This window comes from Rhodosalinus sp. K401 (assembly GCF_041365735.1).
Taxonomy (GTDB): domain Bacteria; phylum Pseudomonadota; class Alphaproteobacteria; order Rhodobacterales; family Rhodobacteraceae; genus Rhodosalinus.
Genome location: NZ_JBGFSI010000006.1, coordinates 129,022 through 151,582 on the forward strand (window position 1 = coordinate 129,022; position 22,561 = coordinate 151,582).

Consider the following 22,561-nt stretch of genomic DNA (forward strand, 5'->3'; position numbering starts at 1 on the left):
TCTGTTGCGGGCGCGCGGGCGGTCACATGCCTATGTGGCACGCCGCAATCTAGCGTCAAAGTCCCGGCGCGCGAAAGAGCGGTTGGCGGAAAATCGCCGTTTCGTGAGGGGAAAACCGGATGCCGGACGCAACGCTGATGACAGAGGTCCACCGCGGCCCGTTCCTGGAAAGCCGGCACGCCGGCCACGCGGTCATCGCGAACCTTTCCGGGGTGCTGGAGGCCTGGGGTGATCCCGATGCCGTGATCCTGCCGCGCTCGTCGGTGAAGATGATCCAGGCGCTTCCGCTCGTCGCCTCGGGCGCGGCGCGCGAGGCGGGACTCGGGAGCGAGCAGCTCGCGCTGGCCTGCGCCTCCCACAACGGCGCGGCGATCCACACCGGGCGGGTCGCGGCGTGGCTCGACAGCCTCGGCATGGGCGAGGCGGAGCTGCGCTGCGGGCCGCAGATGCCCGATGACAGGGAGGCGAAATTCGCCCTGATCCGCGCCCATGAGCAGCCCTCGCAGATCCACAACAACTGCTCGGGCAAGCATGCGGGGATGCTGACGCTGGCCCGCCACCTGGGGGCGGGGCCGGACTACGTCGCCCCCGATCATCCCGTGCAGCGCGCCTGCCGGTCCGCCTTCGAGGAGGTGACCGGCGAGCCGAGCCCCGGCTACGGCATCGATGGCTGTTCGGTCCCGAACTTCGCGACCCGGCTTTCGGCGCTCGCGCGGGCGATGGCGTGGTTCGCCACGGCGGAGCAGCGGGCCGACTCCGCCAGCCGCGCCGCGGCGGAGCTCGTGGCGGCGATGATGGCGCATCCGGATCTCGTGGCCGGGGAGGGCCGCGCCTGCACCGAACTCATGCGCGCCGCCGGCGGTCGCGCGGCGATCAAGACCGGGGCCGAGGGCGTCTTTACCGCGATCCTGCCCGAGATGGGCCTCGGCATCGCGCTCAAGATCGCCGACGGCGCGACGCGCGCCTCGGAATGCGCGATGGCCGCACTGCTCGTGCGGCTCGGCGTGCTCGAGGCCGGCGACCCGGCGGTGCGGCGGCGGATGGACGCGCCGATCCGGAACCGGCGCGGCATCGAGACGGGATCGATCCGGCCCGCCGACGCGCTGCGGGCCCCCGCCACGACGCGCAGCGCCGCGCCGTGACCGCGCGCGCCCCGCGGCCGCGTCCACCATCCGCTAGCGGCCGGCCGCGGTGAACTCCGACCGCGCGTATCCCTGCAGGTAAAGCAGCGCCGTCAGGTCGCCGTGGTTCACCCGGACCTCGCAAAGCGCCTGCACGGCGGGTTTGGCATGAAGCGCGACCCCGAGGCCCGCCCGCTCCAGCATTCCGAGATCGTTCGCGCCATCGCCCACGGCCAGCACTTCGGAGTCCGTGATCCCGAGGCGCGCCGCGGTCTCCTCCAGCGCGCGCACCTTGGCGTCACGTCCCAGGATGGGCCGCGCGACCGTGCCCGTGAGCCTGCCGTCCACGCTTTCCAGCAGGTTCGCGCGCGCCTCGTTAAAGCCGATCGCCTCGGCCACCGGCCCGGCGAAGGCCGTGAAGCCCCCCGAGACGAGAAGCGTGTGCGCGCCGGCCGCGCGCATCGTCGCCACCAGCGCAGCGCCTCCCGGCATGGGGGTGATGCGCGAGGCGAGCACCTCCTGGATCACCGCTTCGTCGAGCCCCTCGAGCAGGGCCACGCGCTCGTTGAGCGCGCCCTCGAAATCCAGCTCGCCGTTCATCGCCCGCGCGGTGATCTCGCGGACATGCGCGCCCACGCCCGCGACCTCGGCCAGCTCGTCGATGCATTCCTGCCGGATCATGGTGCTGTCCATGTCCGCCACCAGCAGCTTCTTGCGCCGATCGCCCGCTTGCTGCACCGCGAGGTCCACGCCGAGGCGCTGAAGCTCTTCCCAGACATCCCGGAGGTTGCCGGGCGGCGCGGGCACCTCGAACTCCGCCGCCTCGCCGGGCGAAAGCCAGCGCGCGACCCCTCCGCCCCAGGCGTTTCGAAGGCTCTCAACGAGCGCGGTCTCCAGCGTCGGGCGGGCGGGGTCGGTCAGAAGCGTGACGGTCTGCATGGGGGCGGGGCGTTTCCTATCGTGGGCGCGCATCGAGCCGATGCGACGCTTTCGCGCGATCTAGCGACATTTTCCATCTTGTGAAAGGCGCGAAACGGTCCTAACCCCGTTCGCGGGACACCCCTCCCCAACGAGGGGCGAATATCTGGAAGGATATCGACATGACGGCTTCGACCAAACCGGCGACGCGGCCGGGCAATCCGCGTTTTTCCTCCGGCCCCTGCGCCAAACCCCCCGTCTTTACCCTCGGCAGGCTGGCCGACGCGCCGCTCGGGCGCTCCCATCGCGCCGCGGTGGGCAAGGAGAAGCTCAAGGCCGCGATCGAGGGCACGCGCGAAATCCTCGGCGTGCCCGACGACTACCGCATCGGGATCGTGCCCGCCTCCGACACCGGGGCGGTCGAGATGGCGATGTGGTCGCTTCTCGGCGCGCGGACATGCGAGATGCTCGCCTGGGAAAGCTTCGGCGCGGGCTGGGTCACGGACGCCGTCAAGCAGCTGAAACTCGACGCCACCGTGCGCGAGGCCGACTACGGCGAGATCGTGGACCTTTCGCAGGTCGATTTCGACGCCGACGTGGTCTTCACCTGGAACGGGACGACAAGCGGCGTGCGCGTGCCCGACGGCGCCGCGATCCCGGACGACCGCGCCGGCCTGACGATCTGCGACGCGACCTCCGCCGCCTTCGCGCAGGACCTGCCATGGGAGAAGCTCGACGTCGTCACCTTCTCCTGGCAGAAGGTCATGGGCGGCGAAGCGGCGCACGGGATGCTGATCCTTTCCCCCCGCGCGGTCGAGCGGCTCGAAAGCTACACGCCGCCCTGGCCGCTGCCGAAGATCTTCCGCATGACGAAGGGCGGCAAGCTCAACGAGGGGCTGTTCGAGGGCGCGACGATCAACACGCCCTCGATGCTCTGCGTGGAGGACTACCTTCTCGCGCTCGACTGGGCGCGCGAAATCGGCGGGCTCGAGGGGCTGAAGGCCCGGGCCGACGCCAACGCGAAGGCCGTCTGGGAGTTCTGCGAGGCCCGCGACTGGATCGAGAACCTCGCCAAGGATCCGGCGACACGGTCGAACACCTCCGTCTGCCTGAAGTTCACCGACGCGCGGATCGCCGATGGCGCCGCCTTCGCCAAGGCGGTGGCCAAGCGGCTGGAGGCCGAGGGCGTGGCGCTCGACGTGGGCGCCTACCGCGACGCGCCCCCGGGGCTGCGCATCTGGTGCGGCGCCACGGTGGAGCTTGCCGACATAGAGGCGATGCTGCCCTGGCTCGACTGGGCGTTCGAGACCCAGATCGCCGAGCAGGCCCAGGCCGCGTGATACCGAAGGCGCGTGCCTGGCACGCGCCCCACCCCCGATATCCCGCCCGGCGCGTCGTGAAGGGCGCCGGGACCAGCAACCCAACAGCAGGGTGCGTGCCCGGCACGCGCCGTTCTTCGAGGAAAACAAAAATGGCTCCCAAGGTTCTCGTTTCCGACAAGCTGTCGGACACCGCCGTGCAGATCTTCCGCGACCGGGGGATCGAGGTGGATTTCATGCCCGAGGTGGGCAAGGACAAGGAAAAGCTGCAGGAGATCATCGGCGGCTATGACGGGCTCGCGATCCGCTCGGCGACGAAGGTGACCGCGAAGCTCCTGGAGGCGGCGGACAACCTGAAGGTCATCGGCCGCGCCGGCATCGGCGTGGACAACGTGGACCGCGAGGCGGCCTCCAAGAAGGGCGTGATCGTGATGAACACGCCCTTCGGCAACTCGATCACCACCGCCGAGCACGCCATCGCGCTGATGTTCGCCGTCGCCCGCCAGATCCCCGAGGCCAGCGCCTCGACCCATGCCGGCAAGTGGGAGAAATCGCGCTTCATGGGCGTGGAGCTTACCGCCAAGACGCTGGGCGTGATCGGGGCGGGGAACATCGGCTCCATCGTGTGCGATCGCGCCCGCGGCCTGCGGATGAAGGTCGTGGCCTACGATCCCTTCCTCAGCCAGGAGAAGGCCGACAGGATGGGCGTCGAGAAGGTCGAGCTCGACGAGCTGCTCGGCCGGGCCGACTTCATCACGCTGCACGTGCCGCTGACCGACCAGACGAAGAACATCCTGAGCCGCGAGAACCTGGAAAAGACGAAGACGGGCGTGCGGATCGTCAACTGCGCCCGCGGCGGGCTGGTGGACGAGGCGGCGCTGGCCGAGCTGGTGAAATCCGGCCATGTCGCGGGCGCGGGCATCGACGTCTTCGAGGTCGAGCCCGCCACCGAGAACGCGCTTTTCGGCCTGCCGGGCGTGGTCTGCACGCCGCATCTGGGCGCGGCCACCACCGAGGCGCAGGAGAACGTCGCGCTCCAGGTGGCCGAGCAGATGTCGGACTACCTGCTGACTGGGGCGGTGACCAACGCGCTCAACATGCCCTCGGTCACCGCGGAGGAGGCCAAGGTGATGGGCCCCTGGCTCAAGCTGGCCGATCATCTGGGCAGCTTCATCGGCCAGATGACCGACGAGCCGATCCAGGCCATCAACATCCTCTATGACGGCTCGGTCTCCGAGATGAACCTGGAGGCGCTCAACTGCTCGGTCATCGCCGGGATCATGAAGCGCGCCAATCCCGACGTGAACATGGTCTCCGCGCCCCTCATCGCGCAGGAGCGGGGCATCAAGACCTCGACGACCAACCAGGCGAAATCGGGCGTATTCGAAGGCTACGTCAAGGTGACCGTGGTGACCGGCAAGCGCGAACGCTCGATCGCCGGGACCGTGTTTTCCGACGGCAAGCCGCGTTTCATCCAGATCAAGGGCATCAACATCGACGCCGAGATCGGGCGGCACATGGTCTATACCACCAACGAGGACGTGCCCGGCATCATCGGCACGCTCGGCCAGACCATGGGCAAGAACGGCGTGAACATCGCCAACTTCACCCTGGGGCGGAAAGCCGCGAAGGGCGAGGCCATCGCGCTTCTCTATGTCGACGCGCCGATCCCGGCCCCGGCGGTCGAGGAGTTGCGGGCGACCGGTCTTTTCGGTCAGGTGAAGCCGCTGGAGTTCGACGTGGCGTGACCGCCCCCGCGCGGCGCGGGCTGGCCGGGTCCGGCTTGAATGGGAATGGCTCATGACGATCTACGCCGTCGGCGACATCCACGGCTACCGTGACGCGCTGGAAGAGGCGCTGGCCCGCATCGACGACGACCCCGGCGCGCCGGACGCGCCCGTGGTCTTCCTGGGTGACCTCGTCGACCGCGGCCCCGACAGCCGCGGCGTCATCGACCTGCTGATCCGGGGCCTTGCCGAGGGGCGGCCCTGGATCGTCCTGAAGGGCAACCACGACCGGCTGTTCGAGCGGTTCCTCGATCACGGCGCCGAGCACGATCCGCGCATCCTGTCGGGGCGGGGCTGGCTGACCCCCCAGCTTGGCGGGCCGGCGACGCTTGCGTCCTACGGGATAAAGGCCGACGACCGCCCCCCGCTGGAGGTGCTGGCCGAGGCGCGCGACGCGGTGCCGGCGTCGCATCTGCAATTCCTGCGCGCCCGCCCGCTCTGGCACATGGCCGGCGGGTTGCTTTTCGTCCACGCCGGTATCCGGCCAGGCGTGCCCCTCGAGGAGCAGACGGAGGACGATCTTCTCTGGATCCGCGACCCGTTCCTGGACCACGCCCGCGCGTTCCCCTGGCTCGTGGTGCACGGGCATACCGCGATCGAGTATCCGCGCCATTACGGCAACCGCGTCAATCTGGACGGTGGCGCGGGATGGGGCCGAGACCTCGTGCCCGCGGTTTTCGAAGGCGACGACGCCTTCCTTCTGGGGCCGCGGGGACGCGTCCCGATGTGAGCCGGGCCGCGCCGGACGGGTCAGAGCCCGGCCGCGATGATCGCCTCGGCCAGCTTCGGCACCGACTCGCGGTTCAGCCCCGCGATGTTCATGCGCGAATCGCCCACCATGTAGATGCCGTGATCGGCGCGCAGCGTCTCGACCTTGTCGGGATCCGCGCCCAGCCGCGAGAACATGCCCCGATGCTGAGCGAGAAAGCCGAAACGATCCGAGCCGGAGCGCTGCCGAAGCTCGCCCGCCAGTTGCTCGCGCAACTCCAGCATTCCGGTGCGCATCTCCTCGAGCTCGGCCTCCCAGTCGGCGCGAAGCTCCGGGTCGGTCAGCACTTCGGTCACGATCCGTGCGCCGTGATCGGGCGGGAAGGAGAAGTTCTGGCGATTGAGATACGCCATCGTGTCCTGCAGCAGCCCCGGATCCGCCGCCGTGCCCATCAGGATGCCGGTGCGCTCGCGGTAGACGCCGAAATTCTTCGAGCAGCTCGCCGCGACGAGCGTCTCCGGCATCGACGCGACGATCTGGCGCGTGGGCGCCGCGTCCGCCTCCAGCCCGTCGCCGAAACCCTGATAGGCCAGGTCGATCATCGGCGTCGCGCCGGTAGCCTGAAGCGCGGCGATCACCTCGGCCCACTGGGGACGGTTGAGGTTCGCGCCGGTGGGGTTGTGGCAGCAGCCGTGCAGCAGCACCACGTCGCCCGGCCGCGCCGCGCCGATATCCGCAAGCATGCCCGCAAAATCGACCCCGCCCGTCTCGGCGTCGAAGTAGCGGTAGGGCACCATCTCGATGCCGAGATATTTCAGGATCGAGACGTGGTTGGGCCAGGTCGGGTCGGAGACGAAGACGCGCAACCCGGGATTGGCCATCCGCGTAAGCTCGAAAGCCTGGCGCACCGCGCCGGTGCCGCCCGGCGTCGCCACCGCCGCCACCCGCTCGCGCGGGACTGCGCCGCCGAGAACGAGGTCGACCATCGCGTCGCCGAAGGCCGGATCGCCCGCGAGCCCCGTGTAGGCCTTGGTGGTCTGCGCCTCCCAGATCCGCTTCTCGGCGGCCTTCACCGCGCGCATCACCGGGGTGACGCCCTCGGCGTTGCGGTAGACGCCGACGCCAAGGTCGATCTTGTCGTCGCGCGGATCCTCGCGGAACGCCTTCATCAGGGCGAGGATCTTGTCGGCGGGTAGCGCCTTGAGCTCTTCGAACATCAGTCTTCTCCGGTGGCCACGGGCAGCGTGGCGAACTGGCCCCACTCGGCCCAGGAGCCGTCATAGAGCGCGTGATCTGTCTTGCCGAGCCGTTCGAGGGCGAGGTTCAGGATCGCCGCGGTCACCCCGGAACCGCAGGTGGTGATCGCGGGCCGGGACAGGTCCACCCCGGCGGCCTCGAAGGCGGCACGCAGGCCGGGCGCGTCCTTCATCGTGCCGTCCCCGTTCAGAAGCGCCTGGAACGGCACGTTGCGGGAGCCGGGAACATGCCCGGCGCGCAGGCCGGGGCGCGGTTCCTCCGCCTCGCCGCGGAACCGTTCGGGCGGGCGCGCGTCGAGGATTTCCGTGTCGCCCAGTTTCGCGGCCGCGGCCACCTGCGTCACGTCCTTGACGAGGTAGTTCTGGCGGCGCGCGGTCATGTGCCGGTCGCGCGGGACCGGCGGCAGGTCCTCCACCGGCCGCGCCTCGGCCTGCCATTTCGGAAAGCCCCCGTCGAGCACGGCCACGTCGTCCTTGCCCATCAGCCGGAAAAGCCACCAGACCCGGGCCGCCGAATAGAGGCCGGCGGTGTCGTAGACGACGACCTGGTGGCCGTCGCCCACGCCCATGGCGCGCATCCGGCTCATGAACTTCTCGACGGGCGGCGCCATGTGCGGCAGCTCGGACCGCGCGTCCGAGATGTCGTCGAGGTCGAAGAAGCGCGCGCCGGGGATGTGGGCCGCGTCGTACTCCGCCCGCGGGTCGCGGCCCTTGTCGGGCAGGTACCAGGACGCGTCGAGCACCCGCATGTCGGGATCGTCGAGGTGTCTGGCAAGCCAGCCCGTGGAAACCAGCGTCTTCGGATCGTCCTGCACCGCCTTCACCCGTCGTTCAGCCGCGTCGCGCATTGCCTACTACCCGGGGCACGCAAGAGCAAGGTTGGGGCCGGCTGGCGGCCTGCGGCGGGGCTCAGCCGTGCTCCTTGAGCAGCCGCGCCTTCTGGCGCTGCCAGTCGCGCTTGGCCTGCGTCTCGCGCTTGTCGGCGAGCTTCTTGCCTTTCGCGATGCCGATCTTCAGCTTCGCGACGCCCTTGTGGTTGAAATAGAGCACGAGCGGGACCAGCGTCATGCCCTTCCTCTGGGTCTCGGACCACAGCCGCGCGAGCTCGCGCCTGTTGACGAGAAGCTTGCGCCGCCGCCGCTCCTCGTGGCCGAAGGTCTTGGCCTGGGCATAGGGCGCGATGGAACTGTTGACGAGCCAGAGCTCCCCGTCGTCCACCGTTGCGTAGCTCTCGGCGATGTTGGCGCCGCCCTGGCGGAGCGATTTCACCTCGGAGCCTTCGAGCACGATCCCGCATTCGAGATCCTCCTCGATCGCATAATCGAAGCGGGCGCGCCGGTTCTCCGCCACGACCCTGTAATTGCCGTCGTCCTTTTTCGCGTTCGTCTTCGCCATGACCGGCGTGTCCTACATGTGCGGGCGCGCGCTGTCCATCTTCCGCCGCGCGGGCTGGACGTTGCCGCAGGGACTGGTAGGATTTGATCAAATCATGACAGCGAGGTCCGCCATGAAGGACGATAACTTCCTGAAGGAAAACAACGCCCGCCATCTCTGGCACCCGATGGGCCATCCGGGCGCGGCGCAGACCGATGCGCCGAAGATCATCCGCAAGGCGCAGGGCGTGCGCATCATCGACATCGACGGCCACGAGGCGGTGGACGCCGTGGGCGGGCTCTGGTGCGTCAATCTCGGCTACTCCAACGACAAGGTGAAGGAGGCGATCGCCCGCCAGCTGCAGGAACTGCCCTACTACTCCGCCTTCGCCGGCACCTCGAACCCGCCGGCGATCGAGGCCTCCTGGATGGTGCGCGAGTTCTTCGCGGAAGACGGCATGGCGCGGGTCTTCTTCACTTCGGGCGGCTCCGATTCGGTGGACACCTGCCTGCGGCTCGCGCGTCAGTACCACAAGCTTCGCGGAGAGCCTGGCCGCACCAAGTTCCTCTCGCTCAAGAAGGGCTATCACGGCACCCATTGGGGCGGGGCGAGCGTGAACGGCAACAACCGCTTCCGCATAAACTACGAGCCGCTGCTGCCCGGCTGCTTCCACCTGCCCTCGCCCTACACCTACCGCAATCCCTTCGACGAGATCGACCCGGCGCGGCTCGCGCAGAAGATCGCCGCGATCGCCGAGGACGAGATCGCCTTCCAGGGGCCGGGCACCATCGCCGCCTTCATCATGGAACCGATCCAGGGCGCCGGCGGCGTCATCGTGCCGCACGAGACGCTCATGCCGCTCATGCGCGACATCTGCGACCGTCACGGGATCCTGATGATCTCGGACGAGGTGATCACCGGCTTCGGGCGCACCGGCGACTGGTCGGGCGCGCGGCACTGGGGGGTGAAGCCGGACCTCATGAGCGTCGCCAAGGGCATCACCTCGGGCTACTTCCCGGTGGGCGCCGCGCTCGTCAACGAGAAGGTGGCCGAGGTCTTCGAAACCGCCGACGCCGAGGGCGCGATCTTCCACGGCTACACCTACTCCGCCCACCCGGTGGGCGCGGCGGCGGTGGTGGCCTGCCTCGAGGAGACGCTGCGCCTCGACACGCGCTCGAACGCCGGCCCGCGCGGCACGCAGCTCTACGAGGGGGCGAAGCGGCTTGCCGAGAAGCACGACATCGTGGGCGACGTGCGCGGCGGGCACGGGCTGATGACCGGCATCGAGATCGTGTCGGACCGCGCCGCCCGGACGCCGATGGATGCGGCCACCATGAAGCGCATCCACCAGGCCACCTACGAGGCGGGGGCCATGGTCCGGCTCGGCATGCACAACATCCTGATGTCGCCGCCGCTGACCATCACCGAGGCGGAGGTCGACACGATTCTCGACGCGCTCGAAAAGGGGTTCTCGGCGGCCTGACGCGGGGGCGGCGCGACCCGCGCTGCTTCTTCTTGGTGGAAATACTCTCGGGGGTGAGGCCCGGAACGGGCCGAGGGGGGCGGACAGCCCCCCTTTTGCGTTTCGGCTCAGACCGGCAGCCCGGCCTCGGCGAACAGCGCCTTCAGCTCGGTCTCCGGGCGCGCGCCGTAATGCGAGATCACCTCCCCGGCCGCCACCACGCCCATGCGGCCCGCGATCTCCAGCGACTGGTTGCCGGCAAGGCCGTAGAGGAACCCGGCCGCGAACTGGTCGCCCGCGCCGGTGGCGTCCACGGGGGTGACACGCTCCACCGGCACCACTGCCTCCTCCTCGCCGCGCACCAGCACCACGTCGTGGCCCGAGCGGGTGCACACCACCAGCCCGCTCTCCGCCGCGGCCCGCTCGAGCGCCGCAGAGAGATCGGTTTCGTAAAGCGATTCCCATTCGTGCTCGTTGCCGATGACGAAATCGAGCTCGCGCACGAGCTGGCGGAAATCCTCGCGATGGCGATCCACGCAGAAGGGGTCCGACAGGGTGATGCCCGCCATGCCGCCCGCGGCGCGGCAGGCGCGCGCCGCGGCGGTGAAGGCCGCCTTTCCCGCGGGCTTGTCGTAGAGATAGCCCTCGAGGAACAGGATCTCGGCGTCGCCCGCCACGCCCTCGTCGACGTCGCCGGGCCCAAGCTCGGCCGAGATGCCGAGATAGGTGTTCATCGACCGCTCGCCATCCGGCGAGACGAAGATCATCGACCGCGAGGTGGGCAGCTCCTCCTCTGCCACGGGCGGGTTCGGAAAGGCGGTGCCGTCCCGCGCCATGCCCTCGGCGTAGAAGCGGCCGAGCGCATCGTCGCGCACGCGCCCGATGAAGGCGGTGCGCAGCCCCAGATTGCCGAGCCCCGCGAGGGTATTGGCGACCGAACCGCCGGCCGCCTGCCAGCGGTTCTCCATCGCGCCGTAGAGCAGCTCGGCGCGGTCGCGCTCGATCAGCTGCATGATCCCCTTCTCGATTCCCAGGCGCGAAAGGAAACCGTCGTCGCAGTTGCTGATCACGTCGACGATGGCGTTGCCGATGCCGACCACCTGGTAGCGTTTCACAGGGTCTTCTCCTCGTAGGCGCAGAGATCGCGGATGAGGCAGGCCGCGCAGGCGGGCTTGCGCGCCTTGCAGACGTAGCGGCCGTGCAGGATCATCCAGTGATGGGCGTGGAGCTGGAATTCGGCGGGCACGTTGTCCTCGATGGCGCGCTCCACGGCGACCACGTCCTTGCCCACCGCGAGGCCCGAACGGTTGCCGAGCCGGAAGATGTGGGTGTCCACCGCCTGCGCGGGATGGCGCCACCACATGTTCAGAACCACGTTCGCCGTCTTGCGGCCCACTCCCGGCAAGGACTGGAGCGCCGCGCGCGAGGACGGGACCTCTCCCCCGAACGCCTCGACGAGAATGCGCGAGAGCTTCAGGACGTTCTTCGCCTTGTTGCGGTAAAGGCCGATCGTCCGGATGTGCTCGATCAGCCGGTCCTCGCCCAGCTCCAGCATCCTCTGCGGCGTGTCGGCCACCTCGAAGAGCTTGCGGGTCGCCTTGTTCACGCCCGCGTCGGTGGCCTGCGCCGAGAGCGCCACCGCGACGAGCAGCGTGAAGGCGTTGGTGTGCTCGAGTTCGCCCTCCGGCTCGGGCTCGGCCGCGCGAAAGCGGGTGAAGATCTCCCGGATGCTGTGGTAGTCGAGTTGCGCGGCCATGGCGCTCCTCATGCCCCGCCGGGGCGGGATGCGCAACAACCGGGTCGCGCGGGCGCGCGTCCGGGCTTAGCCCTGTCGCCATCAGGACACCGGTCGCGGGAGGACGGCATGGACGGCAACGCGGAAACCGGCGGCACCGCGGACCCCGGGGCGGGGGCGGGCTATCACTACCAGCTGGTGCGCCGCGCCATCGCCGAGATCGACGCGGCGGAGACGCCGCTGTCGCTCGACGAACTCGCGGCCCGGATGCACATGAGCCCGGCCCATTTCCAGCGCGTCTTCTCGCGCTGGGCGGGCGTCTCGCCCAAGCGCTTCCAGCAATACCTCGCGCTCGGCCACGCCAAGACGCTTCTGCGCGAGCGTTTCACCACGCTCGACGCCGCCCATGCCGCGGGGCTTTCCGGTGGCGGGCGTCTCCATGACCTGTTCCTGCGCTGGGAGGCGATGCGGCCGGGCGACTACGCGCGACGGGGTGCTGGTCTTTCGATCCGCTGGGGGTGTTTCGACAGCCCTTTCGGCGAGGTGCTCGCCATGGGCACCGCGCACGGCCTCTGCGGGCTGGCCTTCACCGATGAGACGGGGCGTGAGGCGGCTTTCGAGGATCTCTCGTCCCGCTGGCCCGCCGCGCGCTTCGCCGAGGATGCGGACGCGCTCCGCGCCTCGGTGGAGGCCGCCTTCGGCGGCGGCGGGCGCGCGGCGCTGCACGTCCTGGGCGCGCCCTTCCAGATCAAGGTCTGGGAGGCGCTGCTCGCCGTGCCCTCGGGCCACGTGACGACCTACGCCGAGATCGCGCGCGCCATCGGCAGCCCGCGTGCCGTGCGCGCGGTGGGCGCGGCGGTGGGGCGCAACCCGGTCGGCTGGCTCATCCCCTGCCATCGCGTGATCGCGGGGTCCGGCAAGCTTGCGGGATATCATTGGGGCCTGCCGGTCAAGCGTGCCATACTCGCTTGGGAATCGGCCCGGGCAGAGGCGTGACCGGCGCATGCCGACCGGCGAAGAACCGCCCGGACTCGTGGAAAACCGGTGTCGGAGGCGCCGGGCTCTTGGCATACTGTGTCGGAACCGGGCCGACACGGACCCAGAAAGACGAGGCACAGACATGACTTCACTGAAGCGTTCCCTGATTTTGGCCACCGCGTCGGCGGTGGCTCTTGGGGCCTGCACCACGGACCCCAACGATCCCAACCGCAACACCCAGCAGGGCCTTCTGCTCGGCGGCGCGCTGGGCGCGGCAGCGGGCGCGATCGCCGGCAACAACCCCGAGGAGCGCCGGCGGAACGCGGTCGCGGGCGCGATCATCGGCGGCGCCGCGGGCGGTATCACCGGCAGCATCCTCGACCGACAGGAAAGGGAACTCCGCCAGCAATTCGACGACGATCGCATCAGCATCACGAACACGGGCGACCGCCTGATCGTGACGATGCCCAACGGTATCCTCTTCGACACCGACAGCGCGGCGGTCCGCCCCGGCCTGCGCGGCGACCTTTCGGTGCTGGCCCAGAGCCTGCAACGCTACCCCGACAGCGCCGTCCAGGTGATCGGTCATACCGACAATACGGGCGAGGCGGCCTACAACCAGCGCCTGTCCGAGCGCCGGGCGGAGGCGGTGGCCTCGACCCTCGTGACGGACGGCGTGCGGCCCCAGCGCCTGCGCATCATCGGTCGCGGCGAGGACCAGCCCGTCGCGAGCAACCTGACGCCCGAGGGGCGCCAGCAGAACCGCCGCGTCGAGGTGGTGATCATCCCGACCACCTGATCGGGACGGCACGCGCGGCGGGGATCGCCCGTCGCGCGCTTTGGCCGCCGGGGCGCCGGTGACGGTCAGGGCGCCCGGAGAAGCGTGACGGTCGTGTCGCCGTACCGCCGCGCTTCGAGCGTTTCGAAACCCTCGGGCGGCACCACCGCCCCGCCTTCCTCCCAAACCACGAGCGCGCCGGGCGCGAGCCAGCCGCCGCGCCGTGCGCCTTCCAGCGCGGCCCCGCCCAGGGCCTTGCCGTAGGGCGGATCGAGGAAGACGAGGTCGAAGGGCTCCCCCGGGTTCTCTCCGAGCCGCGTGGCGTCGCGCCGCCAGATCCGCGTCACTCCGCCCGCGCCGCAGATCTCGACGTTGCGGCGCAAGAGCGCGCGCGCCTTGGCGCCCTCGTCCACGAATGTCGCGCGGGCGGCCCCGCGCGACAGCGCCTCGAGCCCGAGCGCCCCGGTGCCGGCGAAGAGGTCGAGCACCCGCGCCCCGGTGACCGGATCGCCGAAGCGCCCGCCGCCCAGCACGTTGAAAAGGCTTTCGCGCACACGGTCCTGCGTCGGGCGCAGATGCGCGCCCGCATCCCCCGCGCCGAGCCCCGCAAGCGCCCGGCCCCGCCACCGTCCGCCGACGATCCTCACGCCGCGAGCAGCGCCTTGAGGTCGGTCCCGGGATCGGCGAGGGCGGCCCGGTCGGGCGAGCGGCCCGCCTCAAGCAGCCGCTTGCCGACCATGTAGTCGCGGGGCGCGTTCATCGCGTCCACGGCGAGCAGCGTATCGTCCGCGAAATACCAGTGCGACACCGATCCCGCGGTCGTCCCGGGGCGCACCACCACGCGGTCATGCCCCTGGCCGAGCCCGGCGATCTGGAGCTTGACGTCATACTGGTCGGACCAGAACCAGGGCGTGGGATCGTAGGCCACGCCCGCGCCCAGCATGTTCCGCGCCACGGTTTCGGCCATGTCGATCGCGTTCTGCACGCTTTCCAGCCGAAGGCGTCCGCCGCGCCAGGGAAACGAGGCGCAATCCCCCGCTGCCCAGATCGCCGGGTCGGAGCTGCGCCCCTCCGCGTCGGTGCGGATGCCGTTCTCGATGGCGAGCCCCGCCGCCTCGGCCAGCGCGGTCGCGGGCGTGATGCCGATCCCCACGATCACCATGTCGAGGGCAAGCTCGGTGCCATCGGAGAGCGCGGCGCCCGTCACCCGGTCCTCGCCCACCAGGCGTTCGAGCCCGGTGCCTTCGCGCAGGTCCACGCCGCGGGCGCGGTGCAGCGCGCGGAAGTAGTCGGCCGTCTCGGAACAGGCGACGCGGCCCAGGATGCGGGGGGCCGCTTCCACCAGAGTGACCTCCATGCCCGCCTTCGCGCAGACCGCCGCGGCCTCGAGCCCGATATAGCCGCCGCCCACCACGAGGACGCGCCCGCCCGCCCGGATCGCCGGGGCCATGGTGTCCACGTCCTTGAGGTCGCGCACGACATGCACGCCCGCGAGTTCCCCGCCGATCGCGCCGGGCAGCCGCCGCGGCACCGCGCCGGTGCAGAGCGCGAGCGCGTCGTAGGGATGGGTGTGGCCGCCCGCGATCACCGTCCGGTCGGCGCGGTCGATCGCCACCGCGGTTTCGCTCAGGTGCAGGTCGATTCCGTTTTCCGCGTAGAAGCTTTCGGGCCGCAGGAAGAGCCGCTCTAGCGCCATCTCGCCCATGAGATACTGCTTGGACAGCGGCGGGCGCTGGTAGGGCGGCACGGGCTCTTCGCCGATCATGGTGATCGCGCCCTCATGTCCCTCGGCCCTGAGCCGCGCGGCGAGCGACGCGCCCGCCTGCCCCGCGCCGACGATGACGATCCGCTCCATCCCGCATCCCTTCCCGTTTGCCGTGGTCCTGCCCCGCGCCGGAGCCTATATCGGGGCTGGAGACAGGTGCAATGAAACTGGAGAGAGGGACAGACATGACCATTTCCACAGGCGAGAAGCTGCCCGCCGCGACGCTGATGCGCATGGGCGCGGATGGCCCCGAGGCGGTGGCGCTCGAGGATATCACGGCGGGCCGCAAGGTCGTGATCTTTGCCGTGCCCGGCGCCTTCACCCCCACCTGCCATTCGGCCCATGTGCCGAGCTTCGTGCGCACGAAGGACGGGTTCGCGGGCAAGGGCGTGGACGAGATCGTCTGCGTCGCGGTGAACGACCCGTTCGTGATGGGCGCGTGGGGCGAGGCCACCGGCGCGAGCGCGGCGGGTCTTTCCATGCTGGGCGATCCCGACGCCGCCTTCACCAGGGCGATCGGCATGAACTTCGACGCGCCGCCCGCGGGGCTGCACGCGCGTTCCAAGCGCTACGCCATGCTGGTCGAGGACGGCGAGGTGAAGCTCTTGCATGTCGAAGACAATCCCGGCGCCTGCGAAAGCTCGGCGGGCGAGGCGCTTCTCGCCGCGATGTGAAGGGCGCGGGGCCGCGGGCTTAGCCCCGGCCCCGTGACCCTGCGAGGAGCGGCGCTGCGAGAAGCGCCAGAAACAGGATCGCCGAAAGGCCGCTGCCCGCCCCGCGCCCGCCCAGGAGAGTGGTGCCGGCCCAGACAGCCAGAAGCGCGCCGGACAGAAGGACGACGCGAGCTGCCGGCCGTCGCGCCCGCAGCGCCGCGATCTGTGCGGCGGCGATCAACGCGCCCGCGCCCGCCGTGGCGGCCGCGGATGCGGCGGCGGGGGGCAGGTCGGCGCCCACCAGCACCGCATGGGCCGCCGCCGGGAAGAACACCAGCGCGAGATGCGACGGGTCGGCGCGCGCCGCCATCGCCGCCGGGCGCGCCCTGGGCCAGCGATGGCCGACGGCCACCAGCCCGGCACCGAGCGCGAGGGGCAGGCCTGCGAGAAAAAGCGCCGACGCCAGCCAGCCCATCGGCTCCAGCCCCGGCAGGCGTTTCAGCGTGAGGATCAGCCCGCCCACCGCCGCGAGGATCACCGGATAACCGAGATAGCCGAGCGCCCAGCGCGGGACGCCGACCCAAATCCCGGCGAGGCCGAGCGCGGCGACGATGGCAGGCAGTGCACGGGCGAGCGGGCCGGGCAGCTCCGTTCCGGTCGCGAGCGCCCAGAGCCCGGGCAGGGCCACCAGCGCCACGGCGGGCAGCGCGGCGAGCACCGCCTCGCCCGTCGATCCCTCGGCCGGGCGCAGCCGCGTGCCCTGTCCGAAGGGGGCCGGCCCGTGCGTCTCGCTCACCCCAGGCCGGCGAGTTGGTCGAACTTGCGCGCGAGCTTGGCGTCGAGCGACGACAGCCCGTCCACGTCATGGGTCGTCAGGGTGACGGTGACGGTCTTGTAGACGTTGGACCATTCCGGGTGATGGTCCCACTTCTCCGCCCAGAAGGCCGCGCGGGTCATCCAGCCGAAGGCTTCGACGAAATTGTCGAACTGGTAGGTGCGGGTGATCGCGTCGCGCCCGTCCACCATCTGCCAGCCGGCGTCCAGGAGCGGCTGCAACACGGTCTTGCGTGCGGTATCGCTGAGCTTCTCGGTCATTCGGGTTCCTCCACATCTGCCTTTCGGAATGGCCCGTAGGCCGTGAGCACCTCTATGTCCTGCGTCACCGCGCGCCGCTCCGCCTCGAGGTAGCGCGCGACCGCGTCGGCGAAGCCCGGATCGGCGATCCAGTGCAGGGAATGCACCTCGCATGGCAGGTAGCCGCGGGCAAGCTTGTGTTCCCCCTGCGCGCCGGCCTCGACGCGGGAAAGACCCTCCGCGATGGCGAAGTCGATCGCGCGATAGTAGCAGGCCTCGAAATGAAGGCAGGGGTGATGCTCCACGCAGCCCCAGTAACGGCCGAAAAGCGTGTCGCGCCCGATCAGGTTCATGGCGCCCGCGACATGGCCGCCCTCGCGGCGGGCCATCACCAGGAGGATGTCGTCGCGAAGCCGCTCCTGCGCGAGGTCGAAGAAGGCGCGTGTCAGGTAGGGGCGGCCCCATTTGCGCGCGCCGGTATCCTGGTAGAAGCGCCAGAAGGCGTCCCAGTGCCCGGGCCGGATCGCGTCGCCCGTCAACATCTCGATCTCGCCGCCGAACTCGTTGGCCTGTCGGCGCTCCTTGCGGATCGTCTTGCGCTTGCGGGAGGAGAGGTCCGCGAGGAAGGCGTCGAAATCCGCGTAACCGCGGTTCTGCCAGTGGAACTGCTCGGTCACGCGGCGCATCAGCCCCATCTTCTCGCCCGCCGCGGCCTCCTCTTCCGTGCAGAAGGTGACGTGGACCGAGGAGAGCCCGTTGTCGGCGGCAAGCTGCACCGCCCCCTGCACCAGCGCCGCGCGGCCCCGGAGCTCTTCACCGGGGCGGACCAGAAGACGCCGCCCGGTGGCGGGCGTGAACGGTACCGCGATCTGGAACTTCGGGTAGTAGCGCCCGCCGGCGCGCTCGTAGGCGTGCGCCCAGTTGTGGTCGAAGATGTATTCGCCCTGGCTGTGGCCCTTGGCGTAAAGCGGTGCCACGGCGATGACGCGCCCGCCGGCGCGCGCCACGAGGTGGCGCGGCTCCCAGCCGGTGCCGGGCCCGACCGATCCGCTTTCCTCCAGCGCGGACAGGAAGCGGTGGGTCGTGAAGGGGTCGATCGGCCGACCGCCGCTGGCGGCCTCGGGGCAGGCGCAGGCATCCCAGTCCTCCGCCGCAATGTCGGCGAGGCTTGCATGGGCCGTGACCTCGATCGGCTCGTCCTGTGCACCGTCGTCCATCATGCGGGAAACTGGGCCGCGACGGTCCGCGATCAAGCCGGAACCGCCGCGCGGTAGCCTTCGAAGGTCACGTTCTGCGCCAGCCGGCGCGCCGCGCGTTCCTCGGCCTCCGACCGGATCGTCCAGGACAGCACCGGAACGCCGGTCGCGCGGATATCGGCCACGCGCGGGCGATCGAGGTCGGTATGCTCGTGGCTGATGAACATCGCGCCGCTGCGCTCGAATTCGGGCGCCTCGCGCAGTCGGGCGCGAAGTTCCTCGGGCATGTGCGGCCAGAGCGCCTCGTCGAAGGCGCTGGTGGTGAGGCCGCGCGGGATGTCGGGCCGAAGCGCGCCCATGCGCGCGACGGCGTGACCGTTGAAGGACATCACCGCCAGCGGCCCCGTGTAACCGGCAAGTGCGCGCGCGGCCGCGGCCTCCAGTGCGCCGTCGGTCGGTCCCATGCGGCCGTGCTGGTCCTTGAGCTCGACCAGCAGCGGCACGCGGCCGCCCACGATCGCGAGGATCTCGCGCAGCGTGGGGATGCCCTCGCCGTCGCCGCCCGACAGCGCGATGCGCCCGAGTTCCGCCGCGTCGCGCGTGCGGATCACGCCGGTTTCGCCGGTCAGCCGCCGCAGGTCGTAGTCGTGAAACACCATCGCCTCGCCGTCGGCCGAGGGCTGCAGGTCGATCTCGATGCCGTAGCCCGCCGCGACGGCGGCGCGCACCGCCGCGCGGCTGTTCTCGGGCCGGCCCTCGCCGTGAAGCGCGCGGTGGGCGATGGGCGTTTTCAGGAAGACCGGGTCGAGCGCCGTCATGCGATCTCGAAGATCCCCTCGATCTCGACGGCGACGCCCAGCGGCAGCGACGCCGCCGAGACGGCCGAGCGCGCGTGCCGGCCGGCATCGCCCAACGCCTCGACGAGAAAGTCCGACGCGCCGTTCACCACCTTGGGCTGCTCGGTGAAGTCGGCGGTGGAGTTGACGAAGCCGGTCAGCTTCACGACCCGCGTCAGCCGGTCCAGATCGCCGCCGCAGGCCGCGCGCAGCTGCGCCAGAAGCGACAGCGCGCAGCGCCGCGCCGCGGCCGCGCCGGCCTCGGCGGACAGCTCCGCGCCGAGTTTGCCCGTGATGAGCGCGCCGCCCTCGTCCATGGAAATCTGGCCCGATACGTGCACCAGGTTCCCGGTCTGCACGTAAGGCACGTAATTCGCCGCCGGGGCCGGCGCGTCGGGCAGCGTCACCCCAAGCTCCGCCAGCCGTGCCTCGATCTTTCCGCTCATGCTGTCCTCCCGTGTTCCTCCAGAGTCGTGGCGGACGCTACAGTCTGGCGGCGGCCGCGAAAAGCGCCAATCGGGCCGGGCGCGGGGCGTTCGGCGCGGCCCGCTCAGCGCTCGCGGAACGCCTTCGAGAAATAGTCCGTGAGCGGCTTCAGCAGATAGGCGATGGGGGTGCGGTCATCGGTCCGGATGAACGCCTCGACCGGCATGCCGGGCACGAGCACCGGGTCGTCTGGCAATCGGTCCTGTTCGGCTTCCGACAGCGTGATCTCGGCCCGGTAGTAGGCGTTCTGCGTGGCCTCGTCGGTAAAGATGTCGGCCGAGACCTGCGTCACCTGCCCGAAGAGTTCCGGCGTGCTGCGCTGATCGAAGGCGGAAAAGCGCAATGTCACGTCCTGCCCGGGATAGACCTGGTCGATGTGGATGGGCGCCACGCGCGCCGCGATCACGAGCGGGCGATCCTGCGGCACGATGTAGAGCAGCGGGTCCGCCGGGCGGATCACCGAGCGCGGCGCGAAGACCTGAAGCCCGTAGATGATGCCCGCGACCGGTGCGCGCACTTCCATCCGGCGAAGCCGCTCGACGAGGGTGCGGCGGCGCTCGGACAGTTCGAGTTCGCGGAACTGCAGGTCGCGCAACCGGGTGATCGCCTCTTCGCGTCGCCGCGAGCGCAGGTTCAGGATCTCGATCTCGATCTCGGTGATGCGCCCCTGCGCCTGCGCCCGCTGGGCGGTCAGCTCGCCCACCAGCCCGCTGAGCCGGGCTTCCTCACGCTGCAACGAGAGGACGCGCGAAGTCTGCGCGAGGCCGCGATCGAGAAGCGATTGCTGGTCGGAAAGCTCTTCCTCGATCAGGCTCAGCTGCCGCGTCAGCGCCGTCTGCTGCGCGTCGATCCCCTCTATCTGGTTGCCGATCTGCGCTGCGCGGCGGCGCAGCTGTCCGGCTTCGGTCTCGACGGATTCGCGCCGCGCCTCGAAGAGCCGCAGTTGCCCGTCGATGAGGCCGCGCACCTCGGCGCTGATGTCGGCCCGTTCCACGAGCAGACTGTCGAAGACCGGCGCATCCGCCTCGTCGCGTTCGGCCTCGAGCCTGCCGCGACGGGCCATCAGTTCGAACAGCTGCCCTTCGACGATGGCAAGTTCGGAGCGCATTTCGCCGGCGTCGAGGCGGATGAGCACCTGGTCGGCCTGCACCGTGTCGCCCTCGTCGACCAGGATGCCCTCCACCACGCCGCCGTCCGGGTGCTGGACCACCTGCCGGTTGCGCTCGACCTCGATCTGGCCGGAGGCGACGACGGCGCCCGAGATCTCGGTCATCGCCGACCATGTTCCGAAGCCGCCCACCAGCGTGACCAGCGCGACGAGTCCCACGGCCATGGGCATCCGCATCCGGAAGCGCGGAGAGGTCGCCTCGTCGCTCATCGCATGCCTCCCGGCGTCGCGGATTTCAGGATCTGCTGATGGTTCTTGACCTGGCTTTGAAGCACTTCGTCCTTGGGGCCGAAGGCGACCCGGTTGCCCTGGTCGAGCATCAGCAGCATGTCGCATTCCACGATCGCCGCCGGGCGATGCGCCATGATGAGCACCGCGCCGCCCCGCGCCTTGACGCCGCGGATTGCCGCGTTGAGCGCGAGGCTCCCCTCGTTGTCGAGATTGGAGTTCGGCTCGTCGAGCACGAGCAGGACCGGATCGCCGTAAAGCGCGCGGGCGAGGCCGATCCGCTGGGTCTGGCCGCCCGAAAGCCGCCCGCCGATGTTGCGCAGCTTGGTGTCGTAGCCATCGGGAAGTTTCAGGATCATCTCGTGGGCGTCGGCGAGCTTGGCGGCCTTCACCACCGCGTCCGGATCCGGGGTCAGGGACAGGCGGGCGATGTTCTCGGCGACCGTCCCGTCGAAAAGCTCCACGCTCTGCGGCAGGTAGCCCACATGGCGCCCGAGCACTTCCGGCGCGTACTGGTCCAGCGTCGCGCCGTCGAGGCGCACCTTGCCGCCTGCCGGCCGCCAGAGCCCCGTAAGCGCGCGCGCGAGCGTGGACTTGCCCGCGCCCGACGGCCCGATGACGCCGAGCGCCTCGCCGGGGTTCACCGCGAAGCTGACGATCCGGAGCGCCGCCTGCGTCTGGCCGGGTGGCACGACGGTCAGTTGCTGCACGTCGAGCTTCGCGCGCGGCGCGGGCAGGCTGGTGCGCGCCGTCTCGGGGGGCACCTCGGACAGGAGTTCGGCAAGCGAGGCCCAGCCGCGCCGGGCGGCCTGCATCAGCGGCCAGTTCCCGATGGCAAGCTCGATCGGCGCGAGCGCCCGGCCAAGCAGGATGGAGCCCGCGATCATCGCGCCGGGCGTCAGCTCCCCGCGCAGCACCAGCCAGGCGCCGAGGCCCAGCATCGCCGATTGCAGCATCAGCCGGAAGGTCTTGGTCAGCGAGGTGAAGGTCCCGGCCACGTCGGAGGCGCCGACCTGGTTGTCGAGCGCCTCGTCGCGCGCCTGCCGCCAGCGATCGAAGGCCGCGCCGCGCATTCCGAGGCTCTGCACCGTCTCCGCCTCGTCGCGGATCTGGTTCGCCATGGTCTCGGCGCGGTAGACGGCGGTGTTGCCCTTGTCGAGCGGGCGGCGCGAGAGCCACTGGTTGATCGCCGTGAAGGCGATGAGCAGCGTGCCGCCGGCCACGGCCAGGATGCCCAGCCAGGGATGGAAGAGCGCGATGCCGAAAAGGAAGAAGGGGGTCCACGGGATGTCGAAGAAGGCCATGAGCCCCGGCGACGTCAGCAGGCGCTGCACCGATTCGAGATCGCGCAGCCCGGTGCCGGAGCGCTGGTCGGGCGCGATGGCCGACTTGCGCATCACCGCGTCGAAGACCCGCCTGTCGAGCCGCGACTGGAAGCGCGCACCGACGCGCGCCATGATCCTCGAGCGGGCGTAATCCAGAAAGCCCATCATGCCGTAGAGAAAGACAACGAGGATCGAGAGCGCGACGAGCGTCGCCTCGGACCGCGAACTCAGGACACGGTCGTAAAGCTGGAGCATGTAAAGCGGCCCCGTCAGCATCAACAGGTTCACGAAGAAGCTGAAAACGCCCACGAACCAGAAATAGCCGCGGTTCTCGCGACGCGCCGCCCGAAGCTCTTCCAGCCCGGGCGAAGGATCGATCTTTCTCATACGCGT

Annotated in this window: 23 protein-coding genes; 8 read left to right on the forward strand and 15 right to left on the reverse strand. The window is 70.2% G+C overall.

Annotation, left to right across the window (positions count from 1 at the left end; translation table 11 throughout):
• Positions 1-119 precede the first annotated feature (119 nt).
• Positions 120-1,142, forward strand: coding sequence for an asparaginase (locus AB6A66_RS09100; RefSeq protein WP_371055624.1), 1,023 nt, complete (start codon positions 120-122; stop codon positions 1,140-1,142).
• 33 nt (positions 1,143-1,175) lie between these two features.
• On the opposite strand, the gene serB is transcribed toward AB6A66_RS09100, so the two are convergent.
• Positions 1,176-2,060, reverse strand: a complete 885-nt coding sequence (serB, locus tag AB6A66_RS09105; protein ID WP_371055625.1) for a phosphoserine phosphatase SerB — start codon at positions 2,058-2,060, stop codon at positions 1,176-1,178.
• 161 nt (positions 2,061-2,221) lie between these two features.
• Between serB and AB6A66_RS09110 the strand changes: the two genes are divergently transcribed.
• The 3 genes from AB6A66_RS09110 (at position 2,222) to AB6A66_RS09120 (ending at position 5,875) form a co-directional block, all read left to right on the forward strand.
• Entirely contained in the window at positions 2,222-3,379 is a 1,158-nt protein-coding gene (locus tag AB6A66_RS09110) for a phosphoserine transaminase (RefSeq protein ID WP_371055626.1), read from the forward strand.
• 131 nt (positions 3,380-3,510) lie between these two features.
• Positions 3,511-5,106: a phosphoglycerate dehydrogenase gene (gene serA, locus AB6A66_RS09115; protein ID WP_371055627.1), complete on the forward strand. Its 1,596-nt coding sequence runs from the start codon at positions 3,511-3,513 to the stop codon at positions 5,104-5,106.
• 52 nt (positions 5,107-5,158) lie between these two features.
• On the forward strand, positions 5,159-5,875 hold the full coding sequence (locus AB6A66_RS09120; protein WP_371055628.1) for a metallophosphoesterase: 717 nt from the start codon (positions 5,159-5,161) through the stop codon (positions 5,873-5,875).
• A 20-nt stretch (positions 5,876-5,895) separates the two neighbouring features.
• Here AB6A66_RS09120 and AB6A66_RS09125 read toward each other — a convergent pair whose 3' ends face one another.
• The 3 genes from AB6A66_RS09125 to smpB form a co-directional block, all read right to left on the reverse strand.
• Complete coding sequence (locus tag AB6A66_RS09125; protein ID WP_371055629.1) at positions 5,896-7,071, reverse strand: aromatic amino acid transaminase; 1,176 nt, start codon at positions 7,069-7,071, stop codon at positions 5,896-5,898.
• Positions 7,071-7,958, reverse strand: a complete 888-nt coding sequence (gene sseA, locus AB6A66_RS09130; protein ID WP_371039277.1) for a 3-mercaptopyruvate sulfurtransferase — start codon at positions 7,956-7,958, stop codon at positions 7,071-7,073. The genes AB6A66_RS09125 and sseA overlap by 1 nt, the downstream gene beginning before the upstream one ends.
• Before the next feature lie 61 nt (positions 7,959-8,019).
• The gene (gene smpB, locus AB6A66_RS09135) at positions 8,020-8,505 is read right to left on the reverse strand and encodes an SsrA-binding protein SmpB (protein WP_371055630.1); all 486 of its coding nucleotides are present in this window, start codon (positions 8,503-8,505) and stop codon (positions 8,020-8,022) included.
• Positions 8,506-8,617: 112 nt separating this feature from the next.
• Here smpB and AB6A66_RS09140 point away from each other — a divergent pair, with 112 nt between their 5' ends.
• Positions 8,618-9,967, forward strand: coding sequence for an aminotransferase class III-fold pyridoxal phosphate-dependent enzyme (locus tag AB6A66_RS09140; RefSeq protein WP_371055631.1), 1,350 nt, complete (start codon positions 8,618-8,620; stop codon positions 9,965-9,967).
• A 107-nt stretch (positions 9,968-10,074) separates the two neighbouring features.
• Here AB6A66_RS09140 and AB6A66_RS09145 read toward each other — a convergent pair whose 3' ends face one another.
• On the reverse strand, positions 10,075-11,061 hold the full coding sequence (locus tag AB6A66_RS09145; RefSeq protein WP_371055632.1) for an adenosine kinase: 987 nt from the start codon (positions 11,059-11,061) through the stop codon (positions 10,075-10,077).
• Positions 11,058-11,702 carry an endonuclease III gene (nth, locus tag AB6A66_RS09150; protein WP_371055633.1) on the reverse strand — a complete coding sequence of 215 codons (645 nt, stop codon included), beginning with the start codon at positions 11,700-11,702 and terminating at the stop codon, positions 11,058-11,060. Before nth ends, AB6A66_RS09145 begins: the two co-directional genes overlap by 4 nt.
• A gap of 108 nt (positions 11,703-11,810) precedes the next feature.
• Between nth and AB6A66_RS09155 the strand changes: the two genes are divergently transcribed.
• Positions 11,811-12,677, forward strand: coding sequence for a methylated-DNA--[protein]-cysteine S-methyltransferase (locus AB6A66_RS09155; protein ID WP_371055634.1), 867 nt, complete (start codon positions 11,811-11,813; stop codon positions 12,675-12,677).
• A 124-nt stretch (positions 12,678-12,801) separates the two neighbouring features.
• Complete coding sequence (locus tag AB6A66_RS09160; RefSeq protein WP_371055635.1) at positions 12,802-13,458, forward strand: OmpA family protein; 657 nt, start codon at positions 12,802-12,804, stop codon at positions 13,456-13,458.
• A gap of 65 nt (positions 13,459-13,523) precedes the next feature.
• Here AB6A66_RS09160 and rsmD read toward each other — a convergent pair whose 3' ends face one another.
• Positions 13,524-14,084 carry a 16S rRNA (guanine(966)-N(2))-methyltransferase RsmD gene (gene rsmD, locus AB6A66_RS09165; protein ID WP_371055636.1) on the reverse strand — a complete coding sequence of 187 codons (561 nt, stop codon included), beginning with the start codon at positions 14,082-14,084 and terminating at the stop codon, positions 13,524-13,526.
• Positions 14,081-15,292: an NAD(P)/FAD-dependent oxidoreductase gene (locus tag AB6A66_RS09170; RefSeq protein ID WP_371055637.1), complete on the reverse strand. Its 1,212-nt coding sequence runs from the start codon at positions 15,290-15,292 to the stop codon at positions 14,081-14,083. The genes rsmD and AB6A66_RS09170 overlap by 4 nt, the downstream gene beginning before the upstream one ends.
• A 95-nt stretch (positions 15,293-15,387) precedes the next feature.
• On the opposite strand from AB6A66_RS09170, the gene AB6A66_RS09175 reads away from it, so the two are divergent.
• On the forward strand, positions 15,388-15,876 hold the full coding sequence (locus tag AB6A66_RS09175; RefSeq protein WP_371055638.1) for a peroxiredoxin: 489 nt from the start codon (positions 15,388-15,390) through the stop codon (positions 15,874-15,876).
• Between the two features lie 19 nt (positions 15,877-15,895).
• Here the strand turns inward: AB6A66_RS09175 and AB6A66_RS09180 are convergent, their stop codons facing one another.
• The 7 genes from AB6A66_RS09180 to AB6A66_RS09210 form a co-directional block, all read right to left on the reverse strand.
• A complete protein-coding gene (locus tag AB6A66_RS09180) occupies positions 15,896-16,651 on the reverse strand; it encodes a hypothetical protein (protein ID WP_371055639.1) in 756 nt (251 codons plus the stop codon).
• A complete protein-coding gene (locus AB6A66_RS09185; RefSeq protein ID WP_371039267.1) occupies positions 16,648-16,950 on the reverse strand; it encodes a 4a-hydroxytetrahydrobiopterin dehydratase in 303 nt (100 codons plus the stop codon). The genes AB6A66_RS09180 and AB6A66_RS09185 overlap by 4 nt, the downstream gene beginning before the upstream one ends.
• The gene (locus AB6A66_RS09190; RefSeq protein WP_371055671.1) at positions 16,947-18,146 is read right to left on the reverse strand and encodes a GNAT family N-acetyltransferase; all 1,200 of its coding nucleotides are present in this window, start codon (positions 18,144-18,146) and stop codon (positions 16,947-16,949) included. Before AB6A66_RS09190 ends, AB6A66_RS09185 begins: the two co-directional genes overlap by 4 nt.
• 32 nt (positions 18,147-18,178) lie before the next feature.
• On the reverse strand, positions 18,179-18,943 hold the full coding sequence (locus AB6A66_RS09195) for a glycerophosphodiester phosphodiesterase family protein (RefSeq protein WP_371055640.1): 765 nt from the start codon (positions 18,941-18,943) through the stop codon (positions 18,179-18,181).
• Positions 18,940-19,407, reverse strand: a complete 468-nt coding sequence (locus AB6A66_RS09200; RefSeq protein WP_371055641.1) for a RidA family protein — start codon at positions 19,405-19,407, stop codon at positions 18,940-18,942. The genes AB6A66_RS09195 and AB6A66_RS09200 overlap by 4 nt, the downstream gene beginning before the upstream one ends.
• Before the next feature lie 104 nt (positions 19,408-19,511).
• On the reverse strand, positions 19,512-20,825 hold the full coding sequence (locus AB6A66_RS09205; protein ID WP_371055642.1) for an HlyD family type I secretion periplasmic adaptor subunit: 1,314 nt from the start codon (positions 20,823-20,825) through the stop codon (positions 19,512-19,514).
• A complete protein-coding gene (locus AB6A66_RS09210) occupies positions 20,822-22,555 on the reverse strand; it encodes a type I secretion system permease/ATPase (RefSeq protein ID WP_371055643.1) in 1,734 nt (577 codons plus the stop codon). Before AB6A66_RS09210 ends, AB6A66_RS09205 begins: the two co-directional genes overlap by 4 nt.
• Positions 22,556-22,561: the final 6 nt, after the last annotated feature.